A 17,565-nucleotide genomic window follows, 5' to 3' on the forward strand; every position below is an offset into this window, starting at 1 on the left:
GCTAACTTCAGGGCTTGTGCTTTAAATTCAGGGGAATGTTTAATTCTAGTTTTCTTAGTTGTCATTGTTCACCTCGTTAGTGATTGTACTCACTTAACTCAGTGTCCAAAACTGCTGGGGCGGATCACTTGTGGGCTGCTCATCATACTCTTGGTATTCAAACATTGTGCAATTACTTAAAGTAACCACAAAACCCTCACCGTCTCCTTGGAACATTCCACGAAGATATAAAATATTTACAAATACTCTTAACTCACCGGGGATAGTGCCTTCAATTTTGGATATATACCCATCATGAAATATACCCCAACTGTCTCGTTTCATGGTAACTCCTAACGCCGAATTAAGCTGCTACCAACGCACAAAGTCATTGAAAGCCATGCACCGTAATCACTAAACCATTTTGGAATCGATTCAGCCACGCGTTGGTAGTCAGGCTTGAATTTCTTGTTAGGTTTTACTGTTTAACCTGCACCAACTTGGCAAAGAGCCCCGCTAGATTAACGCATTGTGATGAATCAAACTCAAACCTTTCACTCAATTTGACGGCCAAATGCGACAAACTTAAAAACAAATGGTTAAGTCAATTCCATTGATTAAACCAAAGCGCTTTTGCGCCAGTGAAACTTTCAACCGACCGGCTCGATTTTCCAATGAAGCAACCCACGAATTTTGACATGAGAAATAGTGAAAGAAACGTGATGATTTTGGGCACACCAAGTTGATTTGCTAAAAGCCGTAAACGAATGACCAGAGAAATCCCCAAATCTTTTCCTCAAACAATTACACTTTTCTCTTCGTAAACCTAACGCCCGGCTAAGGGGTTGACAACGCACCGCCAAACTTAAAAAACACACAGTAAACACTGAACTTCAATTTTGCACTAAAGTCGCCAAGCGTTGGCAATCCCTCTTGAGCCGTTTGTTATATGCGTAGTTTCAACTACATAAAGACTGCTTCAAGTTTGTTTCCGTCAACATCTCGGACAAACGCCGCATAGTAAGTTTCACCGTACTCAGGACGCAAACCTGGCTTGCCTGCACACGAACCACCAAGCTCCAATGCAGTAGCATAAAACTGGTCAACGGCATCTTGATTCGGCGCATTGAAAGCAATGTGAGTACCGTTACCAGAAGATGCAACACTTTCGCATGGACAACCGACCCAAAACTCAAAATTTTCGCCGTAGGCAGCCGCTACATTTTCGATGTAATGAGAGCGTTTTATGGACAAAGCGGATAGAACTGAGTCGAAAAAAAACACAGCAGATGCCACATTTGAGACACCAACTGAGACGTGATTTAAAATCATTTTAAACTCCCTTTTACTCAAAGATTTTAAAAGCATATAACGCCCGCTTAAGGGGCTGCCAACGCGACTACTAAGCTTCCGCACAACACCGTAATCACAAAAACCAACGCATAGTAAAAATGCCGCGCGTTGGCTGTCCCTCTTGAAGCGTTTGTTATGTTTTGGGCCAATGGGTACGATTTAGACCATAAACAGCATGATCTACAACTTGGCCATTCAAATTTTCTGCGCGACTGATTATGCCCTCAAGCGAGAAACCTAAACGTTCACATACATTACGACTTGGAATATTTTCGCTCGCTGCTGATATCTGAACCTTTTCCATATCAAATTCAGTAAAAGCCAAGTCGGTCAGTTTTAAAACTGACTTACTCACGATACCTTTACCTTGGTATTCAGAGCTTAACCAGTAGCCAATCTCTACTTTTTTCAGTTGACGGTTAATACTGTTAAAACTGATATTTCCAACCAACTTATCTTGGTAAATCATCCCACAAACTAAGGATTTTCCATCAGCATAATCATGCAATGAACTTTTGATAAAGCTAAGAAAAAACTCTTCATTGCTTGCATGAGGAGGCCAAGCTAACCATTGACTCAAATATTCTCGCTCTCGACTGACAATTTCAAGATAGGCCGAAGCAAACTTGGGAGTAACCAAAGCCAGTTTCAGATCGGTATCAACATCCAATGTAAACATGATTTCCTCTTAAAAACATAACGCCCGGCTAAGGGGTTGACAACGCACCGCCGAACTTAAAAAACACACTGTAAACACTGAACTTCAATTTTGCACTAAAGCCGCCACGCGTTGGCAATCCCTCTTGAGCCGTTTGTTATGCAAATTCAATGAAATAAACTGACTTTACACGATCAAAAACCACAATCGCAATGGTTGAGTGATTCAAGAATCAACCCAAGCAAGAACTGTGATAAATGAGCCGCCAAAACAAAGTCCACCTTTCAACAACAAACCAAGCTTTTGAATTAGACAAACTCACCGAGCAAGACTTTCAGCAAGTACGAAATGATCGAATAACTTGCTCTCTCCACACTTTGCGCACGCTAAATTGACAACAAACCAGCACTAAAACTGATTGAGGCAAACAAAGAAATTTGCCTGTTTTACGGTTTGAGTTAGCCATGGATTTGAGGGTAAAAAAGCTCATTTGCCGACAACATAAAACGAATGGCCGGAGAAACCTAAAAAGATTGAACTCCTAAATTCACCTGAGTTGCATAACGCCCGCCTAAGGGGCTGGCAACGCACTACCACCAAACTCAAACACAACAACTGCAACCACCGCGGCTCAATGGGACTGGAAACGCCACGCGTTGACAGTCCCTCTTGAGGCGTTTGTTATACGCCTATTTCAGTACACCCGATTGAACTGCGTCATTGAGCCTAGACTCGACTTCTCGCCACAACAAATTACTACCTTTGGAAATGCGTTCGCCATTAAAAGCAAAAACTTTTTCTTTGGGTATATTGTGTTTTTTCCAGCCATGACCTTCACCATGAATGTTGTGAAGTAAAGGTGGAATTCGGTCGATTGCCTTAGCAAAGCTTGCTTCGGGGCTTACACCTTCTTCAAACTCTTCCCAAAGATTAGAAAACTCTTCTCGGCTTGCTTCAGGTAAAAGTTGAAATAAATTCTGTATGCATGACCTTTCTAGTTGTTTGTTTTCTTCTGTTTCAGCAGAGTAAATAACCGTATCACCTGCCTCAATTTCACCCAAGTCATGGATGAGTAGCATTTTCATGACACGAACAATATCAACTGGTTCATTAGCAAAATCTTTGAGTAAAATAGCACTCAGGCAAACATGCCAGCTATGTTCTGCTGAGTTCTCATATCTATCTAACCCTACAGGTTTAGTTTGTCGTTCTATCGATTTAAGCTTCTCGACCTCTATCATAAAGTCGATTATTCCCTTAATTTCTTGCACGCTAAGTCCTTTTTGATGCTCAATATTTGATTGGCGTATAACGCCCGGCTAAGGGGTTGACAACGCGCCATCGAACTCAAAAAACACACTGTAAACCCTGAATTTCAATTTTGCACTAAAGTCGCCAAACGTTGGCAATCCCTCTTGAGCCGTTTGTTATACGCGTGCTTCCGACCACACTGCAAATTCGTTACCGCTTGGCTCAATAAAATGGAAACGACAGCCTCCGGGAAAATCAAAAATTGGGCGAATAATTTGACCACCGCTATTCTGGACTTTGGCTAAAGTGGTTTCTATGTTTGAGCTATAAAAGATAAGAAGTGCACCACCCGATGCTGTCTGACTACAACAGTCAGCTTTAAAAAAACCGCCATCTAAACCCTGATTTGAGAATGCTGTATATTCAGGACCATAATCAGTAAATTCCCAGCCAAAAACTGAAGAGAAAAATGATTTTGTTGCCTCTAAATTTTTTGCTGCAAACTCGACATAATTCAGCTTTTCATTCGGATTCATTTCACGACTCCATTGTTAAATTTCCATATAGCGTATAACGCCGCGTTAAGTGGTGAGCAACGCTAACCACCCTACCTAACCCATTGTGACATAAACACTTAAATTGAAGTAAGCCGAAAACGCCATGCGTTGGGAATCCGTCTTAAACGCTTTGTTAAATTACAATATTTTGAAGAATGTGCCTTCTAACTCACCTGTAGAGCTTCGTGCAAACTGAGGAATTTGACCGGCTTCGGTATAGCCAATAGTTCGATATAACGTAGAAGCGACATCACCTAAACGTGTATCGAGTACAAGCAATGACAACCCTATTTCAGTTGCTACATCTTCCATCAGTGACATTAGCTTTTTACTAATACCTTTTCCTCGCGCATCCGTGTGAACCATTAATTTTTCAACTTCACCTCGATGCGAACCATTAGGCTTAGAACATAGCGAGAGTTGAACAGCACCAATGACACTTTCACCGTCATACGCAAGAAACACCCTTCTCGCACCCGACTCAAGATCTGATTCAACGGACGACCAATATGATTTCACTTCGTTTTCATCAACAGGAGTTAAGAAACCGACAGACGCTCCGCTATTAATGCAATCGACCAACAGTAAATGTAACTGGTCGGCTAAACCTGAGATCGAACTTACTTCCTTGATTTCCACAAAACTATCCTTGTAATTTAACGCCCGGCTAAGGGGTTGACAACGCATAGCCGAACTCAAAAAAACACACCGTAAACACTGAACTTCAATTTTGCACTAAAGTCGCCACGCGTTGGCAATCCCTCTTGAGCCGTTTGTTATGTGATTGTTGCACAAGATTTACATTAAGGGCTCAGCTATAATCCATAAGCACCAAGTTAACTATAATAATATGGACATGATATGAAAGCTCTTATTTATGAAACACTTATTAGCCTTGCAAACCAAGACCCTGAACAACATGCAAAAATTCGCGAAAATCTGTATGAACAGTTGGGCTTGCCTTTGGACAAACAATTAGCTCTATACTCTAGAGCCCTTGGGCCAGCAAGTTCAGGAAAACTTGAAAATGACCAAGCGATCAATAATGCAGTTGAAAGTGCCATTAAGCTGCTAGAAACACCTGAGCACTAGCCTTGCATTACTAAATATCAGCGGCCCACAACGTCAAGGGCCGTTTTTATATGCTCATTTTCTAACAAATTCTCAACGAATTTAGACAAAATTATCACTAGTAATACTTTTAGAGAAAACTAAAACCTCGATTTTTGAGACAACTCCCTTCTTTGACGGCATGCAATAAGAATCTTGTTCTTTTCAATTATCGTTGAAGAATGCCAATCAATGATTTCATTCAACGATCTGAAACATCCCAAACAAATATCCATTTCATCTAAACAGCACTGTCTAATACACGGTGACTTGGGCTCTTCGACCTCACTCATTTTCCTATCTTTCATAACAAAAATCCTATCACATTTCCGCAGTAGTCTTTATTAACGAAATCATAGTAAAGAATTCGGCGTACACTAGCACATAACGCCCGGCTAAGGGGTTGACAACGCACCGCCGAACTCAAAAAACACACTTAAACACTGAACTTTAATTTTGCACCAAAGTCGCCATGCGTTGGCAATCCCTCTTGAGCCGTTTGTTAGCTGAATTTTTCCATAACAAAGTTACGCAGCTTTTGGCCTCGGACTTCTACCATTTGTTCTTGCGCAACTTTGAAGCCAAACTTCTCATAAAACGGGCGAGCTGTAATACTGACTTCAGAGTAAAACCTAATAATTCCTTGTAACTCGCCAACTTTTAACACGTGCTCCATCAAGTTTCGTCCGATACCTTTACCTTGATGCTCATGGTGACAAAAGAAATGATCAATTAATCCGCTTTCTTGAAGGTCGGCATAACCAACTATTTCACCACCGATTTCTGCAACAAAAGGAGAAATCGAATTCATTTTGCGCTGCCATATATCAGAAGAAAATCCGTTGGGAGCCCATGCTTCGACTTGCGCTTGAGTATAATCACGTATATTCACATTACGAATCGTGTGATAGAAAATAGCCCATAAATCACGAGCATCTGATTCTTTATATTTTCTAATTTTGATCATACTGATATTTACCACCATTCAGCTAACGCCCGGCTAAGGGGTTGGCAACGCACCGCCGAACTAAAAAACATACTGTAAACACTGAACTGCAATTTTGCACTAAAGTCGCCACGCGTTGGCAATCCCTCTTGAGCCGCTTGTTAGCTGCTGCACTTTAGCTGGAGATTGACTACTCAACGGCCTAATTTAAAACACATTATTATTTTCAATCGACAAAGTAAAACGGACAACTGAGAAACTAAAACCCAATCCACGAAACGCACTTGGCAAAAAAGAAATAACCGAGAAACTGACGAGCTTCTAGGACTTAAATTTACAAAGAATTCTTTCGAAGAAGCCAACAACAAGTACGCGGAATCCATTTAAGCGCGAAAGAGCCTCAAAACCAAAGAAGCCACACCAAAGAAATAAACAAACGCACCACTTCCCGTAAGAAGGCTTCGGTTAGTTCAAACACTTCACGAACAGTGCCACTGGCGAGATACGCGGAAAAGTGCTGACTTTCAGGTGTAAAGCTAGAGCCTCAGACTAAGAAAAATAAACGCTTAATTTTATGGCTTTTCTTAACCTCAGCTAACGCCCGGCTAAGGGGTTGACAACGCACCGCCGAACTTAAAAAACACACTGTAAACACTGAACTTCAATTTTGCACTAAAGTCGCCACGCGTTGGCAATCCCTCTTGAGCCGTTTGTTAGGCTATTAATCCACCAATTCAATACCTAAGCTTTCTAATAAGCTCAACGCTTCATATCGTGAAAACTTAGCCTTTTTAACGTTATTTTCTAGTACGTCAATGGAGTATGCTGTTGATTCACTGAAATCAACCCCTTGCAAATTTGTTCTCATAAATAAACTGTGGCTAAAATCACTATAAATCATTATTGAACCTGCAAAGTTACCTTCACGGAAATCAACATCATGCAACTTACATTCATCCAAAACCAATTCATTTAAGGTCAGGCCAAAGAAAGACGAGTCATTTAAAATACAACGCTTAAAACTTAGCTCAAAGTCTGAGTGATAAACTGGCCATGTCGCTTTCGTCCAATCAACGCCAACTAACTTACTGTCTTGAAATTTAAGCTCAAAGAGCTTTGAGTTTGTAAAATCCACCAAACTCAAATTGCAGCGTTCAAATGTGCAGTTTGTAAACTTACATTTCTGGAATTTAACCGCTGAAAAATCGCAGTCGGAGAATTGGCAATCTTCAAACTCGACGTCGCTATATTTCTCATCAGGTGAGTAAAGCTTCTCAAAAGAAACGTCGAAATATTGCTCATTATTTTTTAAATCTGTCATCGTATCCTCTGAATAGCCTAACGCCCGGCTAAGGGGTTGACAACGCATAGCCGAACTCAAAAAACACACTGTAAACACTGAACTTCAATTTTGAACTAAAGCCGCCACGCGTTGGCAATCCCTCTTGAGCCGTTTGTTAGCTGCTGCACTTTAGCTGGAGATTTACTACCCAACGGCCTAATTTAAAACACATTATTGCTTTCAAGCGGTAAAGTAAAACGGACAACTGAGAAACTAAAACCTAATCCACGAAACGCACTTGGCAAAGAAGAAATAACCGAGAAACTGACGAGCTTCTAGGACTTAAATTTACAAAGAATTCTTTCGAAGAAGCCAACAACCAAGTGCGCGGAATCCATTTAAGCGCGAAAGAGCCTCAAAACCAAAGAAGCCACACCAAAGAAATAAACAAACACACCACTTCCCGTAAGAAGACTTCGGTTAGTTCAAACACTTCACGAACAGTGCCACTGGCGAGATACATGGAAGAGTGCTGACTTTCAGGTGTAAAGCTAGAGCCTCAGACTAAGAAAAATAAACGCTTAATTTTATGATTTTTCTTAACCTCAGCTAACGCCCAATTAAGTGGTGAACAACGCACTGGCCAAGCCGCTGCATTGCACCATAAAACACTTTACCTGACGCATAGTAAAACTGCCACGCGTTGAGAATCCACTTGAATTGTTTGTTATACGAACATTTCATCGTACACACTGATAGATCTTAATGCGCCACTTAAGTCATTTTTTCCATTAAACTCATGCTTAACGGCAATAACGTCACAACCACTAGATTTACCTGCGCTAATGCCTGCTGTTGAATCTTCGAACACTATTGTATGTTCAGGTGATACATCTAAATTTGCGAGTGCAAGATTATAAGCTTCAGGATCAGGTTTATGCTTGGTTACATGCTCTTGAGTAATAACAAGATCAAAAGCTGTTTCTAACTGCAATGAAGTCAAGATATTTTCAACCATCCATGTTGCTGCCGAGCTGACAACACCACATTTTTTCCCTGCTTTTTTCAAGTGTTCAATATACGCTTTAGCTCCTGCATTCAACTCAAGTTCGTCGTTTAACATCAGTTCGTAGTGAGCTCGAAAATAACGATTAAACTCGCCTAGATCTGGTGAAATGCCCGCATGAGTAAAAAAGTGACCAGTCACAACCTGCCAACTTTCACCCATAACGTCTTTATATATATTGTGATCAACTTGAGCACCGTAATCTGCACAAGCCAATGCTAGAGCTTTACCCTTTAATGGCTCTGAATTTACTAACGTTCCGTCCATATCGAACAGATAAACTTCATAATCTTTCAATTTACTCTCCATGTTAAATTTTGCGAGTTCGTATAACGCCCGGTTAAGGGGCAGCCAACGCCACAACCAAGCTTACGCATAACACCGTAACCACAAAAAACAACGCATAATAAAAATGCCATGCGTTGGCTGTCCCTCTTGAACCGTTTGTTATGGCTAACAACTCACTGATTTATTGGGTAAAACTTTAGAAAAGGTCTATCCGTTCATCTCGACATTCGTAAGAGCCCATTTCGAATTCTCGACAAATCCAAGGGCGATTTTCGTAAATTGTGCACATGAACGTTTCACGATCTAGAGCTGAACACCAACCATCTGACAAACGCAGCATAGTTTCTCCACCCCATTCATCGAATGCAATATGCTGCTCTGGTACACCTGTATCGGTAATGATCATAACTTCCAAACGGCAACAACAAGCATGGCAGTTTGAGCACGATATTTCCGGATTTGATACATTTTTAATTGGGATTGTCATCGAGTTCTTCAGCAAGTTTAATCGCAGAATAGTACTCCAATTTAAACCAATTTACCGACATTAATGATGAACTAAACTTGATAGCCATAACGCCGCGTTAAGTGGTGAGCAACGCTAAACACCTATGCCGCGACAAACCACTTAAAACGGAAAAACTGAATTTACACTAAAACCGCCAAGCGTTGCGAATCCATCTTAAATGCTTTGTTAGTTTACTTTTTACACCAATCGCACGATTTAATTAAATTGCACATTTGGCTCGATACCCTATAATATTACTGCACTTACAGACTTGGAGCTTAACCATGTACACATTAACAGCAAATGATGCCAAACGTAATTTCGGTGAACTGCTTCTAAACGCTCAACGTGAGCCAGTTAAAATTAGTAAAAACAATAAAGATGCCGTTGTTGTGATGTCGATTAGAGACTATGAAGAACTTGAAGTCATGAAAGCCGATTACATAAAACATTGTTTTGAGTCCGCAAAAGCAGACTTAGCCCAAGGCAATATAGTTGACGGTGAAAACTTCCTAAACGCGTTGTAAGTAAAGTATGCACAAGAGTAAATATAAACTAAGTAAATTAGCACAGGCTCATTTACATAAAATCAAAAATTATACCGTTACAAACTTTTCCGAGATGCAGTGGAACGCATACAAAGACACTCTTCTTACTGGGTTTCAGATGCTCGCTGACAACCCCGCTGTAGGCAGAAGCTGCAACGATTTATATCAAAATGGTTTTTACTTCCCTATAGGCAAGCATACGGCTTACTTTACCAAGGAAGACAGTTTTATTTTGGTCGTTGCAGTCCTTGGACAATCGCAATTGCCACAAAACCATCTGCGATAATTATCACACCCTAGCGTATTGAGTTAGGGTGCAATTTTGATTGGTAAACTAACGCCCGGCTAAGGGGTTGACAACGCACCGCCGAACTCAAAAAACACACCGTAAACACTAAACTTCAATTTTGCACTAAAGTCGCCACGCGTTGGCAATCCCTCTTGAGCCGTTTGTTAGCTGATGCACTTTAGCCGGAGATTTTCTACCCAACGGCCTAATTTAAAACACATTATTGTTTTCAAGCGGCAAAGTAAAACGGATAGCTGAGAAACTAAAACCTAATCCACGAAACTCACTTGGCAAAGAAGAAATAACAGGAAAACTGACGAGCTTCTAGGACTTAAATTTACAAAGAATTCTTTCGAAGAAGCCAACAACCAAGTGCGCGAAATCCATTTAAGCGCGACAAAACTTCAAAGCCAAAGAAGCCACACCAAAGAAATAAACAAACACACCACTTCCCGTAAGAAGACTTCGGTTAGTTCAACCACTTCACGAACAGTGCCACTGGCGAGATACATGGAAAAGTGCTGACTTTCAGGTGTAAAGCTAGAGCCTCAGAGCAAGAAAAATAAGCGCTTAATTTTATGGTTTTTCTTAACCTCAGCTAACGCCCGGCTAAGGGGTTGACAACGCACCACCGAACTCAAAAAACACACTATAAACACTGAATTTCAATTTTGTACTAAAGCCACCACGCGTTGGCAATCCCTCTTGAGCCGTTTGTTATGATTGTGGTCGGGGAATCGTATATTCGTAAAAAGAAACGCCACTATCATTAGCTGGTTGCTCTATAAAGCCTAACTTTTTAAGCAAGTTAGCTGAAGCAACATTAGATCTTTCAACGCCACCGACCAGCTTTGACCACGACTCAGTTTTAACTATTTTTTCGATAAAACTTTTCAGTAGCTCACTCGCCAACCCTTTACCCCAATATTCTTCACTCAGTAAGTAACCAATATGCGCTTCACTTTCGCTCTCTACATAGGCGAAAAGAAAACCGATTAGCTCTTGCGCTTCCGATTTTACTTGAAGCAGCCGACTCTCCGACGACATTCGGTCAAGCCAAACTCTAGCCAATTCCACGGAAGTAATGCCATGAAAATATGGAGGCAAGTTTTCAACAACCAATGGCGTTAGTATATTAGGGAGCTGTTCGACCAGAGCTGAACGCTCAGTTAACGAAAGATCACATGAGACTTCAGTTACTCTCAACCTCTGAGTTTCAAACGAAATTGTCATAGAATCTGCCTATTTGGATACAAATCATAACGCCCGCTTAAGGGGCTGACAACGCAAAGCACTGAACTTAAATTAACAGCCGTAATCACAAATGTTAATTTGAACTGAGAGCACCACGCGTTGGCTGTCCCTCTTGAAGCGTTTGTTATGCTACCTTTTTGCCATTGGATGGCTTGGATTCAATTGAAGAAGATCCCACAAGTTTCCATACAAGTCTTCAAACACTGCTACCGTTCCATAGTCTTCTTCTGTTGGCTCGCGGACGAAGTTAATACCAATCGATTTCATACGCTTAAAGTCACGCCAGAAATCATCAGTATTTAGGAACAGGAATACTCGACCACCTGCTTGATTCCCAATGAAATCATGCTGCTCTGGCTTCGAAGCTCTGGCAAGTAACAACGTAACACCATGAGAATTTGGTGGAGCCACAACCACCCAACGTTTGTCTTGTTCAGGTTGATGAGTATCTTCAATAAGTTCAAATTTGAGTTTGTTTACATAAAAATCAATGGCTTCATCATAATCTTTTACAACTAAAGCAATATGGACAATGTTCTGTTTCATAGTATTCCTTATTGAAGATTTCGACTGGTAGCATAACGCCCGGCTAAGGGGTTGACAACGCATTGCCGAACTTAAAAAACACACTGTAAACACTGAACTTCAATTTTGTACTAAAGCCGCCACGCGTTGGCAATCCCTCTTGAGCCGTTTGTTATGCAAATTCAATAAGATAAACTTAACTTACACGACCCAAAGCCACAATTGCAATAGTTGAGTGATTCAAGAATCAACCCAAGCAAGAGCCGTGATAAATGAGCTACCAAAACAAAGTCCACCTTTCAGCAACAAACCAAGCTTTTATGTTAGGAAAACTCAACGAGCGAAAACTTCAGCAAGTACAAAATGCTCGATAAACTTGTCCTTTCCACACTTTGCGCCCGCTGAATTGGCAGCAAGCCAACGCTAAAAGTGATTGAGGCAAACCAAGAATCTTGTCTGTTTTACGGTTTGAGTTAACCACGAATCTGAGGGTGAAAAAGTTCATTTGCCGACAACACAAAACGAATAGCCGGAGAAATCCCAAAAGATTGAGCCCCTAAATTAACCTGAGTTGCATAACGCCCAATTAAGTGGTGAACAACGCACTGGCCAAGCCGCCGCATTGCACCGTAAAGCACTTTACCTGACGCATAGTAAAACTGCCACGCGTTGAGAATCCACTTGAATTGCTTGTTATGTGAATTTTACCGTGAATTCAAAGTAAACCACCGTAGAAATGAAGAAATTTGAATAAGTTACGTACAAAAACGATGCTGACCAAAACCTAAATTTCACAGCGATCTTAGCCAAAGAGAGCCACTTGCAGAATCAACAACAAAGAAAGCGCCCTTTCAGCTACAACAAAACCTTTTGCTTCACCAGATTTTCAGAGCTGAATATCAGCAAGCAAATCAGTCAAAAAGACATTTCAATTAAAGCGATTTGAAACCAACGAAACTCAACACGAACCAGATCCAAAACTCAATTGAGGCAACCCAAATACCTTGAAAACGATCAATCTCAAGTTGTTCAAGAATCCATTTCGACCAAGCTAACTTGCCGAAAAAACGGAACGAATTCTCAATGAAATCGTAGAATTAACCTCAAAAACTCATCCAACACATAACGCCCGGCTAAGGGGTTGACAACGCACCGCCGAACTCAAAAAACACACTTAAACACTGAACTTCAATTTTGTACTAAAACCGCCAAGCGTTGGCAATCCCTCTTGAGCCGTTTGTTAGTTGCCCTTGTTCGATTCTAGTGCTAACATTTGTACACACAAACTTAGGGAGCTACTCATGGACACTAGAATTCAATTTCGTGTTGATGACGAAATTAAACGTTTAGCCCAACAAATGGCTGAGAGCCAAGGTCGCACACTCAGCGATGCTTGCCGTGAACTTACTGAACAAATGGCTGAGCAACAAAGAAAAACATTATCTCATGACGCTTGGTTAACTGAACAAATAAACCTAGCATTTGAGAAGTTTGACTCAGGAAAATCTTCATTTGTTGAACATAATTCAGCTAAAGCACGAATGGCTGAACGAAAGGCCAAAATTCGTAATCGAGGCCAGCAATGATTTTATGGGAAGAGGAATCGCTAAATGATCGTGAGAAGATCTTTGAGTTTCTTTATGACTTTAACCCTGATGCGGCTGAAAAAACTGATGACATTATTGAGGCTAAAGTAGAAAACTTACTCGAACAACCATTGATGGGTGTTCAACGGGATGGAATTCGAGGACGATTACTCATTATTCCCGAAATCTCAATGATCGTTTCGTACTGGGTAGAAGGTTCAATTATTCGCATAATGCGAGTGCTACACCAGAAGCAGAAATTCCCTACCGATTGATTGTAGTCGGTGGGCAACTAACGCCCGGCTAAGGGGTTGACAACGCACCGCCGAACTCAAAAAACATACCGTAAACACTGAACTTTAATTTTGCACTAAAACCGCCAAGCGTTGGCAATCCCTCTTGAGCCGTTTGTTAGGCCAACCAATTGACACCGACACTTTCACAACCAAAGAACGAGATTTTTTGTGAATTTCAAACCAACTAACCGATTCATTTATAAACCAAAATTATAAATCAGCAAAGAAACCAAAAAACTCAAATTGAGCGATTTGGAAGAAAAGTGACGAGCGTAGCATGCTCGGCGGACGTTTGGATGCTGAAGGTTATTTTGCCGCTAAACTCACAACGAAAAGCAACCCAACGCGATCAAGAAACAGCAAATATGTGATGATTGTTTATTGCTTAAGTTAAGCCACAAAACATGGAATTTACCGTTCAATTCAAACTCGATTTAGCTGATAAAAACTCACTTTGCCTAACGCCCGCCTAAGGGGCTGACAACGCATTAACACTAAACTCAAACACAACAGCCGAAACCACCGCGGCTCAATGGGACTGGAAACGCCACGCGTTGACAGTCCCTCTTGAGGCGTTTGTTATGCATTACAAACCACCGGCTAAATCCAGAAAGTTACCTGTGGAAAATGATGATTTTTCAGACGATAACCAATAAATTGCCTCAGCGACTTCATCAGGCAAACCACCACGTTGCATTGGGATTTTATTTTTGAGTCGTTCTATACGGTCAGGCTCTCCACCGTCAGCGTGCATATCGGTATAAATCAATCCTGGGCGAACACAGTTAACTCTGATACCTTCCGCGGCAACTTCCAACGACAGACCTTTTGTTAACGTGTCAATTGCACCTTTTGACGCTGCATAATCGATGTATTCATTCGGTGAACCTGTTCGAGCGGCTCCCGAAGAAACATTAACTATGACACCACCGAAACCACCATGACGAGTTGACATTCGTTTCACTGTTTCACGACAACACAAGAAATAACCTGTCACATTGTTGATGAGAATTGAGTTAATCCTCTCTGCACTCATTTCGTCTAAGCGCATCTGCTTCTTTAAGATACCAGCATTGTTGACAAGAACAGAAACAACACCAAGCTCTTGGTCAACGGTTTCAAACAGTTTAACAACATCACTTTCTTTGGAAACGTCAGCTTGAACCGCAATACAATGACCACCTAACGCTTTGATTTCTTCAACGAGAGTATTAGCAGCCTCAGTATTAGATTTGTAATTTATGCATACGGAAAAACCATTTTGAGCAAAAAGTTTTGCTGTCGCCGCACCAATCCCTCGGCTACCGCCAGTAATAACAACTACTTTTTGAACGCTCATTATTCATCCTTTTAACGCTGAATTTGATGTAATGCATAACGCCCGGCTAAGGGGTTGACAACGCACCGCCGAACTTAAAAAACACACTTAAACACTGAACTGCAATTTTGCACTAAAGTCGCCACGCGTTGGCAATCCCTCTTGAGCCGTTTGTTAGCTGCTGCACTTTAGCCGGAGATTTGCTACCCAACGGCCTAATTTAAAACACATTATTGCTTTCAAGCGACAAAGTAAAACGAACAACTGAGAAACTAAAACTTAATCCACGAAACGCACTTGGCAAAGAAGAAATAACAGCAAAACTTGACGAGTTTCTAGAGCTTAAATTTACAAAGAATTATGTCGAAGAAGCCAACAACCAAGTGCGCGAAATCCATTTAACGCAAAAGAGCTTCAAAACCAAAGAAGCCACGCCAAAGAAATAAACAAACACACCACTTCCCGTAAGAAGACTTCGGTTAGTTCAAACACTTCACGAACAGTGCCACTGGCGAGATACGTGGAAAAGTGCTGACTTTCAGGTGTAAAGCTAGAGCCTCAGACTAAGAAAAATAAACACGCAATTTGATGATTTTTCTTAACCTCAGCTAACGCCCAATTAAGGGGTGAACAACGCTACCACCCACACCTAAAGCATTGTGCCATAAACACTAAATTTGAAGTAGAAGCAAAAGTGCCAAGCGTTGAGAATCCCTCTTAAATTGCTTGTTATGTTTTACCACAAACGACTGATTTATTTGGCAAAGAACTGCGTTGTTGACCGCGTTTCAAGAAGTCAGTCACACGCTCAAACTGATGTGGCCGCCAGATGCACGAAACACCAAGCGTGTAAGTCCACTTCCCTGCCCAATGAGGCAACCCGACTTAGCTTCAACAAGCGCCCTCTCTTTCCAACCACAGCGCAGAACAATGGCAAATTGCCGAGGCAACTGCCAAATTGAAATGCTGCTTGGCAAAAAACCTAAAAGCGACTTAGAGCCAGTGAGATTTGAACCCAGCCGCCACGACCTGCAAATGAAGCAACCCGCGAACATTGACATATTTTACTGGCTGAGAAATTCATGAACTTGGGCCGACAATGCCGATTTGCTGAGGCAACTCGAACGAATGGCTAAAGGGACAAAGAACAGAGATCGAAGAATTTTTAAGCCATTGAAATACAAGTAAACATAACGCCCGGCTAAGGGGTTGGCAACGCAGCGCCGAACTCAAAAAACACACCGTAAACACTGAACTTCAATTTTGTACTAAAGTCGCCACGCGTTGACAATCCCTCTTGAGCCGTTTGTTATGCAAATTCAATGAGATAATAAACTGAATTTACACGACCAAAAGCAACCATTGCAATGGTTGAGTGATTCAAGAATCAACCCAAGCAAGAACTGTGATAAATAAGCCGCCAAAACAAAGTCCACCTTTCAGCAACAAACCAAGCTTTTGAATCAGGAAAACTTAACGAGCGAAACCTTCAGCAAAAGCAAAATGCTCGATTAACTTGCCATTTCCACACTTTGCGCGCTCTAAATTGGCAACAAACCAGCGCTAAAGCTGATTGAGGCAAACAAAGAAACTTGCCTGTTTTACGGTTTGAGTTGACCACGAATTTGAGGGTGAAAATGCTCATTTGCCGACAATGCAAAATGAATGGCCGGAGAAATCACACAAGATTGAACCTCTAAATTTACCTGAGTTGCATAACGCCCGCTTAAGAGGCAGCCAACGCCACGACCAATTTTCCGCATAACACCGTAACCACAATGACCAACGCATAGTAAAAATGCCGCGCGTTGGCTGTCCCTCTTGAAGCGTTTGTTAGTTGCACAGCGCGCGCTGAATTTTGTGCTTGTTAGTTTCGATGTAATCTATGTCATTAAGGTAAGATTGTAGATGCCCTTCCTCAATGTTTGTCGCAAATTGCTCGTCGCCACTATCTGCTTCTTTTCGCATAAAGTTCACAAGGGCATTTAATCGCCGAACCATTGCATCCGCAAGCTGCTCTCTTTGACTATATGTAGCATCGTAGCTATCGCAGAATAACCTTGCCCTTAAAAGTTGTTCTTCCATTGTGCCAAGGCCATCAATGCTGTCCGTTTTAAAAGGTGCCCAACAATATATTGAATAAGCTAAGTCCCACACTCTTGAAGCGGGATGTGCTGTGTCAAAATCAAACACACCAACTACTGAATTTCCTGAAAGTGCTACATTGTACGGCGTGAAATCACCATGACATATAACTTCGAATGGCTCTCGTGGGTCGAGCATCCACGGTAAATTTACGATGTCGTTATTACTGACAAACGATGCTGTTGAGTCATGAATTTTTCTAAGCAATTTAGCTGCTGATCTCAAAGCTTCTGACGTTGCAATAGCACCAACTAATGGATAATTATAAGTATCACCAACAACGAAACTTAATTTTTCTTGTTTCCCTTCAATGCCAAGAAATCTAGGCGACTCTGTTAAGCCTGAGCTTTGTAAATGCGTTAACAGCTTATGAATTGTTGGGCTCCATAACTGTAATGGTCGATAAATAATTTCACCATCACGGTAAATTGCAGACTCTCGCCCACCTGATAATTCTTCCATATTTCTCCTTTAGCAACTAACGCCCGGCTAAGGGGTTGACGACGCATAGCCGAACTTAAAAAACACACTGTAAACACTGAACTGAAATTTTGCACTAAAGTCGCCACGCGTTGGCAATCCCTCTTGAGCCGTTTGTTAGCTGCT

At 41.4% G+C, this 17,565-nt stretch carries 20 protein-coding genes; 5 read left to right on the top strand and 15 right to left on the bottom strand.

The annotated features are described in order from the left end of the window. Positions 1–93: 93 nt before the first annotated feature. The 6 genes from AACV12_RS02645 to AACV12_RS02670 form a co-directional block, all read right to left on the bottom strand. Positions 94–324 carry a hypothetical protein gene (locus AACV12_RS02645; RefSeq protein WP_170901481.1) on the bottom strand — a complete coding sequence of 77 codons (231 nt, stop codon included), beginning with the start codon at positions 322–324 and terminating at the stop codon, positions 94–96. A gap of 618 nt (positions 325–942) precedes the next feature. After that, the gene (locus tag AACV12_RS02650) at positions 943–1,311 is read right to left on the bottom strand and encodes a VOC family protein (RefSeq protein ID WP_026028206.1); all 369 of its coding nucleotides are present in this window, start codon (positions 1,309–1,311) and stop codon (positions 943–945) included. Between the two features lie 154 nt (positions 1,312–1,465). Then, the gene (locus AACV12_RS02655; protein WP_170901483.1) at positions 1,466–2,011 is read right to left on the bottom strand and encodes a GNAT family N-acetyltransferase; all 546 of its coding nucleotides are present in this window, start codon (positions 2,009–2,011) and stop codon (positions 1,466–1,468) included. A 668-nt stretch (positions 2,012–2,679) separates the two neighbouring features. Continuing rightward, complete coding sequence (locus AACV12_RS02660) at positions 2,680–3,261, bottom strand: HD domain-containing protein (protein ID WP_170901485.1); 582 nt, start codon at positions 3,259–3,261, stop codon at positions 2,680–2,682. Between the two features lie 156 nt (positions 3,262–3,417). Then, positions 3,418–3,777 (bottom strand): VOC family protein, encoded by a 360-nt coding sequence (locus AACV12_RS02665; RefSeq protein ID WP_094165830.1) that lies wholly within the window; start codon positions 3,775–3,777, stop codon positions 3,418–3,420. A 159-nt stretch (positions 3,778–3,936) separates the two neighbouring features. After that, positions 3,937–4,437 carry a GNAT family N-acetyltransferase gene (locus AACV12_RS02670; RefSeq protein WP_170901487.1) on the bottom strand — a complete coding sequence of 167 codons (501 nt, stop codon included), beginning with the start codon at positions 4,435–4,437 and terminating at the stop codon, positions 3,937–3,939. A gap of 222 nt (positions 4,438–4,659) precedes the next feature. On the opposite strand from AACV12_RS02670, the gene AACV12_RS02675 reads away from it, so the two are divergent. Then, positions 4,660–4,890, top strand: a complete 231-nt coding sequence (locus AACV12_RS02675; RefSeq protein WP_013868597.1) for a PAS factor family protein — start codon at positions 4,660–4,662, stop codon at positions 4,888–4,890. Between the two features lie 119 nt (positions 4,891–5,009). Here the strand turns inward: AACV12_RS02675 and AACV12_RS02680 are convergent, their stop codons facing one another. The 5 genes from AACV12_RS02680 to AACV12_RS02700 form a co-directional block, all read right to left on the bottom strand. Further along, entirely contained in the window at positions 5,010–5,216 is a 207-nt protein-coding gene (locus AACV12_RS02680) for a DUF1289 domain-containing protein (RefSeq protein ID WP_013867765.1), read from the bottom strand. Between the two features lie 194 nt (positions 5,217–5,410). Continuing rightward, positions 5,411–5,875, bottom strand: a complete 465-nt coding sequence (locus AACV12_RS02685; RefSeq protein ID WP_110456809.1) for a GNAT family N-acetyltransferase — start codon at positions 5,873–5,875, stop codon at positions 5,411–5,413. A 700-nt stretch (positions 5,876–6,575) separates the two neighbouring features. Further along, entirely contained in the window at positions 6,576–7,175 is a 600-nt protein-coding gene (locus tag AACV12_RS02690; protein ID WP_019281459.1) for a pentapeptide repeat-containing protein, read from the bottom strand. 688 nt (positions 7,176–7,863) lie between these two features. Then, positions 7,864–8,511, bottom strand: a complete 648-nt coding sequence (locus tag AACV12_RS02695) for an HAD family hydrolase (RefSeq protein ID WP_130309778.1) — start codon at positions 8,509–8,511, stop codon at positions 7,864–7,866. 175 nt (positions 8,512–8,686) lie between these two features. Beyond that, positions 8,687–8,977 (bottom strand): YkgJ family cysteine cluster protein, encoded by a 291-nt coding sequence (locus AACV12_RS02700; RefSeq protein ID WP_080536237.1) that lies wholly within the window; start codon positions 8,975–8,977, stop codon positions 8,687–8,689. A 305-nt stretch (positions 8,978–9,282) separates the two neighbouring features. On the opposite strand from AACV12_RS02700, the gene AACV12_RS02705 reads away from it, so the two are divergent. Together AACV12_RS02705 and AACV12_RS02710 are read left to right on the top strand one after the other, a co-directional pair. Beyond that, positions 9,283–9,525, top strand: coding sequence for a type II toxin-antitoxin system Phd/YefM family antitoxin (locus AACV12_RS02705; protein WP_017045808.1), 243 nt, complete (start codon positions 9,283–9,285; stop codon positions 9,523–9,525). Between the two features lie 7 nt (positions 9,526–9,532). Next, positions 9,533–9,832, top strand: coding sequence for a type II toxin-antitoxin system RelE/ParE family toxin (locus AACV12_RS02710; RefSeq protein ID WP_017049509.1), 300 nt, complete (start codon positions 9,533–9,535; stop codon positions 9,830–9,832). A gap of 720 nt (positions 9,833–10,552) precedes the next feature. Here the strand turns inward: AACV12_RS02710 and AACV12_RS02715 are convergent. Together AACV12_RS02715 and AACV12_RS02720 are read right to left on the bottom strand one after the other, a co-directional pair. Continuing rightward, positions 10,553–11,068, bottom strand: a complete 516-nt coding sequence (locus AACV12_RS02715) for a GNAT family N-acetyltransferase (protein WP_170901489.1) — start codon at positions 11,066–11,068, stop codon at positions 10,553–10,555. Positions 11,069–11,218: 150 nt separating this feature from the next. Then, positions 11,219–11,635 carry a VOC family protein gene (locus AACV12_RS02720; RefSeq protein ID WP_017045395.1) on the bottom strand — a complete coding sequence of 139 codons (417 nt, stop codon included), beginning with the start codon at positions 11,633–11,635 and terminating at the stop codon, positions 11,219–11,221. Between the two features lie 1,280 nt (positions 11,636–12,915). Here AACV12_RS02720 and AACV12_RS02725 point away from each other — a divergent pair. Then, positions 12,916–13,200 carry a type II toxin-antitoxin system RelB/DinJ family antitoxin gene (locus AACV12_RS02725; protein ID WP_017040620.1) on the top strand — a complete coding sequence of 95 codons (285 nt, stop codon included), beginning with the start codon at positions 12,916–12,918 and terminating at the stop codon, positions 13,198–13,200. Beyond that, entirely contained in the window at positions 13,197–13,475 is a 279-nt protein-coding gene (locus AACV12_RS02730) for a type II toxin-antitoxin system RelE/ParE family toxin (RefSeq protein WP_010320663.1), read from the top strand. Before AACV12_RS02725 ends, AACV12_RS02730 begins: the two co-directional genes overlap by 4 nt. A 607-nt stretch (positions 13,476–14,082) precedes the next feature. Here the strand turns inward: AACV12_RS02730 and AACV12_RS02735 are convergent. Next, a complete protein-coding gene (locus AACV12_RS02735) occupies positions 14,083–14,835 on the bottom strand; it encodes an SDR family oxidoreductase (protein ID WP_017042190.1) in 753 nt (250 codons plus the stop codon). A 1,812-nt stretch (positions 14,836–16,647) separates the two neighbouring features. After that, positions 16,648–17,421, bottom strand: coding sequence for a phosphotransferase (locus tag AACV12_RS02740; RefSeq protein WP_170888936.1), 774 nt, complete (start codon positions 17,419–17,421; stop codon positions 16,648–16,650). Positions 17,422–17,565 lie beyond the last annotated feature (144 nt).

The organism is Vibrio sp. 2-2(8), from assembly GCF_963888495.1.
GTDB lineage: Bacteria > Pseudomonadota > Gammaproteobacteria > Enterobacterales > Vibrionaceae > Vibrio > Vibrio anguillarum.